We start from the raw sequence: 6,033 nt of genomic DNA on the forward strand, positions 1-6,033 counted from the left end.
GCCTGGCCCGGGGCGGGGGGGCCCGCGGGGGGTGTTCTCCGTCGGCAGGGCCGCCCGGCGCGGAACGGCACCGTTCACGCGCGGTCAAGCGATCCAGCGCGCAACGGCACCGTTCACCGGCAGTCGGACCGCCCGATGCGAAACGGCACGGTTCACGCGCGGTCAAGCGGCCGGGCGCGGGACGACACCGTTCACCGGCGGACGCACCGCACGGCGCGCAACGGCACGGCTCACGCGCGGTCAACCGGTCCGGCGCGCAACGGCACCGTTCACCGGAGGACGGACCGCCCGGCGCGGGGCGACGCGGGTCGGCGGCGGGCGGGCCGACCGAGCGGGACGACCGGGATCGTCGGTGGTGCGACCGCCGTCGCGGGATCACTCGATTCGTCATGGGTGCTCGGCCACCTGCTACGGGGTCGTCACGGGTGCTCGGGTTGCGCGCTGCGGGGCGACGTGGCTCGGCGGCGGGGTGGTGGCGGGCTCACTCGCCCCTGGATCGGGTCGAACCGATTCGACAACGCAGCCTTCAGCGACTCGACGCGGCACCCATCGATCGCTGCGGTGACCATACCGGGAGTAGTCCGACGACTCCTATCGGTTGGCAGATTTCTGCCACGTTCCACCACTACAGGCGCTCAATAGCAGGTCAGGGCGGATGATCTGGGCGTGCCGAGACAGCAGCCCGTTGCCCGTCGGACGCCCTCCAGCGTAGCGTCCGTCGCGGTCGAACCGGTTCGAGTTGACTAGCGTTCCGCCCCCGCCGATCCGCCGGCCGGCGGGTACGGCCGCCCCGTCCCGTGTCGTCGCCGCGGGGCCGTCGCCGCGTCACCGACCCGGCCGATCTTCGCGCGCGTTTCGACCGCAGGAGCGGACAAGGAGTCGCGGAATGCAGCCTTCACCTGTTCCCCCACCGGTTCACCCGGTCGCCCGACACCGCACCGGGGTCGTGCCCCGCCTGCGCGCGGTGCTCGCGGTGGCCGTGCTGTTCGCGGCCGTGCTGACCGCCGACACGCTGGCGTCCGCGCCGACGGCCTCGGCCGCCGGCACCGGGCCGTGCGACATCTACGCCGCGGGCGGCACGCCGTGCGTCGCGGCGCACAGCACGACCCGGGCGCTGTACGGCTCGTACTCGGGCAACCTCTACCAAGTCCGGCGCTCGTCGGACAACACCACCAGGGACGTCGGCGTCCTGGCCGCGGGCGGCACCGCGAACGCGGCGGTCCAGGACTCGTTCTGCGCGGGCACCACCTGCGTGATCACCGTGGTCTACGACCAATCCGGCCGGGGCAACGACCTGTGGTACCAGGGTTCGACGGTCGTCCCGGGCTCGACCCAGAGCCGACCCGCGATCGCGACGTCGGAGTCGCTCGCGGTCGGCGGCAACAAGGCGTACTCGCTCTACATCAACCCGGGCAACAGCTACTGGCGCGACGGCCACCTGACCGGCGTGCCCACCGGGAGCGCGCCGGAGGGCATGTACATGGTGACCAGCGGCACGCACGTCAACAGCGGCTGCTGCTTCGACTACGGCAACAGCGAGACGACCCGCAGCGCGGACGCGGCCGGCGCGATGGACGCGATCAACTTCAGCACGCAGTGCTGGTTCGGCGGCTGCTCCGGCACGGGCCCGTGGGTCCAGGCCGACCTCGAATGGGGCCTGTACCCGGGCGGGAGCCAGTCCTGGAACCCCAACCAGCGCGCGTTCACCAGCCGCTACGTCACCGCGATGCTGAAGAACAACGGAACCACGCGGTTCGCGCTCAAGGGCGGCAACGCGCAGTCCGGGGCCCTCACCACGCTCTGGGACGGCGCGCTGCCCAACGGGTACAGCCCGATGAAGAAGCAGGGCGCGATCATCCTGGGCAGCGGCGGCGACTGCTGCAAGCCCGGCGGTGGCGCGAACCTCAGCGCCGGCACGTTCTACGAGGGCGCGATGGTCGCCGGTTACCCGTCCGACGCGACCGAGAACGCGGTGCAGGCCAACATCACCGCGGCCGGCTACGCCGCCGGCGGCGGGACCACGCCGAGCGGGGCCATCCGGGCGGTGGGCGCGGGCAAGTGCCTGGACGTGCCGAACGGCTCCACGACCGGCGGCACCCAGGTGCAGATCCGCGACTGCTCCGGCGGCGCCAACCAGACCTGGACGCGCACGCCGTCCGGCGAGCTGACCGTCTACGACGGCGGCAACCAGCGGTGCCTCGACGCCAACGCCGCGGGCACCGCGGCCGGCACGAAGGTGATCATCTGGTCCTGCAACGGCCAGCCGAACCAGCGGTGGAACGTCAACGCGAACGGCTCGATCACCGGCGTCCAGTCCGGCCTGTGCCTGGACGTGTCGGGGGCCTCCACGGCCAACGGCGCACCGGTCCAGCTCTGGACCTGCCACGGCGGCGCGAACCAGCAGTGGAGCACGAGCTGACCGAGGAACCCGGCGCGGGCACGCACGGCGCCGGGGCACAACGCGGCTCCGACGACCGGAGCCGGTGAGAGGAGTGGTTGATGCGCCGCAGATTGAGGCGCGCGGTCTCCGCGTTGGGGGCCGCACTGCTGATGGTGGGACTCGCCGTTCCGGTCGCCCAGGCGCACCCGGAGGGCTTCCACGTGCTGGTGTTCAGCAAGACCGCGTCCGGCGCCTACCGGCACGACTCGATCCCCGCCGGGCTCGCGATGTTCGACCAGCTCGCCTCCGAGCGGCAGTGGGAGCTGACCAAGAGCGAGGACTCCAGCGTCTTCAACGACGCCACGCTCGCCACGTACGACGTGGTGGTCATGCTCCAGACGTCGGGCATGGTGTGGGACAACGACGCGCAACGCGCGGCCGTGCAGAAGTACCTCCGCGGCGGCGGCGGGATCGTCGCGATCCACAACGCCACGGACATGAACATCGAGCAGCAGTTCCCGTGGTGGGACCAGATGCTCGGCATGACCATGACCCAGCACTCCGCGACCGTGACCGGCACCGCCAAGGTCGCCGACCGCAAGCACCCCTCCGGCGCGGGTCTGCCGGACCGGTGGACGCGCACCGAGGAGTGGTACAACTTCGACCGCAACGCGCGCGGCAACGTGCACGTGCTGGTGACCGCGGACGAGACGACCTATGACGCGGGCAGCTCCAAGATGGGCTACGACCACCCGATCTCGTGGTGCCGCAACTTCGAGGGCGGCCGCGTCTGGGCCACCGGCATGGGCCACCAGGCGTCCAGCTACTCGGAGTCGCTGTTCCGGCAGCACGTCGCGGGCGGCGTGGAGAGCGCGGGCGGCAAGGTCGCGTCGGACTGCGGTCCGACCGTGTGGGCCAGCTACGAGAGAGTCGCGCTGGACCAGAGCACGATCGCGCCGGGCGCGGTCGACGTGGCGCCGGACGGCCGGGTGTTCTTCACCGAGTACGGCGGCAAGCTCAAGATCTACAAGCCGGACACCCGCACCACCGTCACGGCGGCGTCGCTGAACGTCTACGGCAACGGCCAGAACTCCGAGGACGGCCTCACCGGCATGGCGCTGGACCCGGACTTCGCGACCAACCGGTACATCTACCTCAACTACTCGCCGGCCGACTCGACCGAACAGGCGACCCGGATCTCCCGGTTCACCATGAACGGCGACACGCTGGACCGGTCGAGCGAGAAGGTCCTGCTCACGGTGCCCGCCTGGCGCGAGAACGAGCCCGGCCACACCGGCGGCTACCTGGCGTTCGGGCCGGGCAAGAACCTCTACATCGGCGTCGGCGACGACATCAACCCGTTCGCCTCCGACGGCTACGCGCCGATCGACGAGCGCTCCGGCCGCAAGTGGTGGGACGCCCAGGGCACCGCGGCCAACACCAACGACCTGCGGGGCAAGATCCTGCGCATCCACCCGGAGGCCAACGGCACCTACACCGTCCCGTCGGGCAACCTGTTCGCCCCCGGCACGGCGAAGACCCGGCCGGAGATCTACGCGATGGGCTTCCGCAACCCGTTCCGGTTCAGCGTCCACCCGACCACGGGCGTGATCTACGCGGCCGACTACGGCCCGGACGCGGGCGCGGACAACGCCAACCGCGGTCCGGGCGGGCTCGTCGAGTGGAACGTGATCAAGTCGCCGGGCAACTACGGCTGGCCGTACTGCATCGGCAACAACACCCCGTTCAACGACTACAACTTCGCCACCGGGCAGTCGGGCGCGAAGTTCAACTGCGCGTCGCCGACCAACACCTCGCCCAACAACACCGGCCTGACCACGCTGCCCGCCTCGCGCGCGGCGGACGTCTGGTACGGCAACAGCGCCACCGAGGGCCGCAAGTTCCCGGAGCTGGGCGACGGCGGCGAGGCGCCGATGGCGTTCCCGATCTACCAGTACAACGCGAACAACCCCTCACCCACGAAGTTCCCGGCCTACTTCGACCAGACGCCGTTCCTCGGCGACTGGTCCCGCAACCGGATGTGGGAGTTCCGCACCGACTCGTCCGGCAACCTCCTGAAGATCAACGACTTCCTGAGCAACCTGAGCTTCGCGTCGCCGATGGACATGAAGTTCGGCCCGGACGGCTCGATGTACCTGCTGACCTGGGGCACGGGCTGGGACGACAACGTGCACCTGCCCGGCGCGGGCCTGTGGCGCATCGACTACAACGCCGGTGAGCGCAGTCCCATCGCGCAGGCCACGGCCACGCCGTCGTCCGGCGGCACGCCGCTCACGGTCCAGTTCTCCAGCGCGGGGTCGCGCGACCCCGAGGGCGGGGCGCTGACCTACCGGTGGACGTTCGGCGACGGCGGCACCTCGACCGCCGCCAACCCGTCGCACACCTACACCACGGCCGGCACGTTCGCCGTCCAGCTCACGGTGACCGACCCGACCGGCAAGACCGGCACCGCGAACCTCACCGTCACCTCCGGCAACACCGCGCCGACCGTGCGGTTCACCGGCCCGGCCGACGGCGGGATGTTCGCCTGGGGCGACACGATCCCGTACACCCTCTCGGTGACCGACGCCGAGGACGGGACGATCGACTGCACCCGGGTGGTCACCCAGGCCAACATCGGCCACGACGCCCACAAGCACCCGCTGGGCAACCCCATCCAGGGCTGCTCCGGCTCGATCCGGGCCGAGGCGGACACCGAGCACCAGAACGGCAACGCGCACATCATCGGCTCGGCCGAGTACACCGACAAGGGCGCGGCCGGGCTGCCGGGGCTGACCGGCAGCGGGTCGGTCGTGCTGCAGCCCAAGCGCAAGCAGGCCGAGTTCTTCACCGGCTCGTCCGGCGTGCGGGTGGTCGCCCAGGCGGGCGCGGAGTCCGGCGGGCGCGTCGGCGACATCAGCAACAACGACTGGATCTCGTTCAAGCCGGTCAACTTCACCGGGATCAACCAGGTGTCGTTCCGGGTGTCCTCGCCGTCGGGCGGCGGCACGATCGAGCTGCGGTCGGGCTCCCCGACCGGCGCGCTGATCGCGTCCTCGTCCGTGACGAGCACCGGCGGGTGGGACAACTACCAGAACATGCCCGCGGTGAACATCACCAACCCGGGTGGCACGGTCGAGCTGTTCGTGGTGTTCAAGACGTCGTCGGCCAACAGCTTCGACCTCGACTCGATCAACTACGTCGGGCCCGGCGTCGGCACCGGCGGTGGCGGCGGGACGGCGAAGCAGATCGTCGGCATCGGCGGCAAGTGCGTCGACGTCAACGGCGCGTCCACCGCCGACGGGGCCAAGGTCCAGCTCTGGACCTGCAACAGCGGCAACAACCAGAAGTGGACGCAGACCGGCTCGACGCTGCAGGCGCTGGGCAAGTGCATGACCGTCGCCAACGGCAGCCAGACCGACGGCGCGGCCGTGCAGCTCTGGTCGTGCAGCGGCGCGTCGTCGCAGAACTGGTCCGTGCAGTCCGACGGCACCATCCGCAACGGCACGAAGTGCCTGGACGCCAACGGCGGCAGCTCCGCCGACGGCACCCAGTTGATCATCTGGTCGTGCAACGGCGGGGCCAACCAGAGGTGGAGCCTCCGCTAGCGGTCGGCACTCCACCCGGGCGGGCGCGCCCCGCGCGCCGCGCGC

Annotated in this window: 2 protein-coding genes; both read left to right on the top strand. The window is 71.1% G+C overall.

Features of this window, described 5'->3' with window-relative positions; all coding sequences use genetic code 11:
* The first annotated feature begins 946 nt into the window (after positions 1-946).
* Complete coding sequence (locus ACFXGA_RS39225) at positions 947-2,419, top strand: arabinofuranosidase catalytic domain-containing protein (protein WP_378097970.1); 1,473 nt, start codon at positions 947-949, stop codon at positions 2,417-2,419.
* Positions 2,420-2,499: 80 nt separating this feature from the next.
* On the top strand, positions 2,500-5,988 hold the full coding sequence (locus ACFXGA_RS39230) for a ThuA domain-containing protein (RefSeq protein ID WP_378097973.1): 3,489 nt from the start codon (positions 2,500-2,502) through the stop codon (positions 5,986-5,988).
* The last annotated feature ends 45 nt before the right edge of the window (positions 5,989-6,033 follow it).

Source organism: Actinosynnema sp. NPDC059335 (genome assembly GCF_042752395.1).
In the GTDB taxonomy this organism is placed as follows: Bacteria; Actinomycetota; Actinomycetes; order Mycobacteriales; family Pseudonocardiaceae; genus Actinosynnema.

Bases quoted from the DNA above. Each gene is read 5' to 3' on its own strand.
- ACFXGA_RS39230 (WP_378097973.1), top strand. From the start codon at position 2,500: ATGCGCCGCAGATTGAGGCGCGCGGTCTCCGCGTTGGGGGCCGCACTG.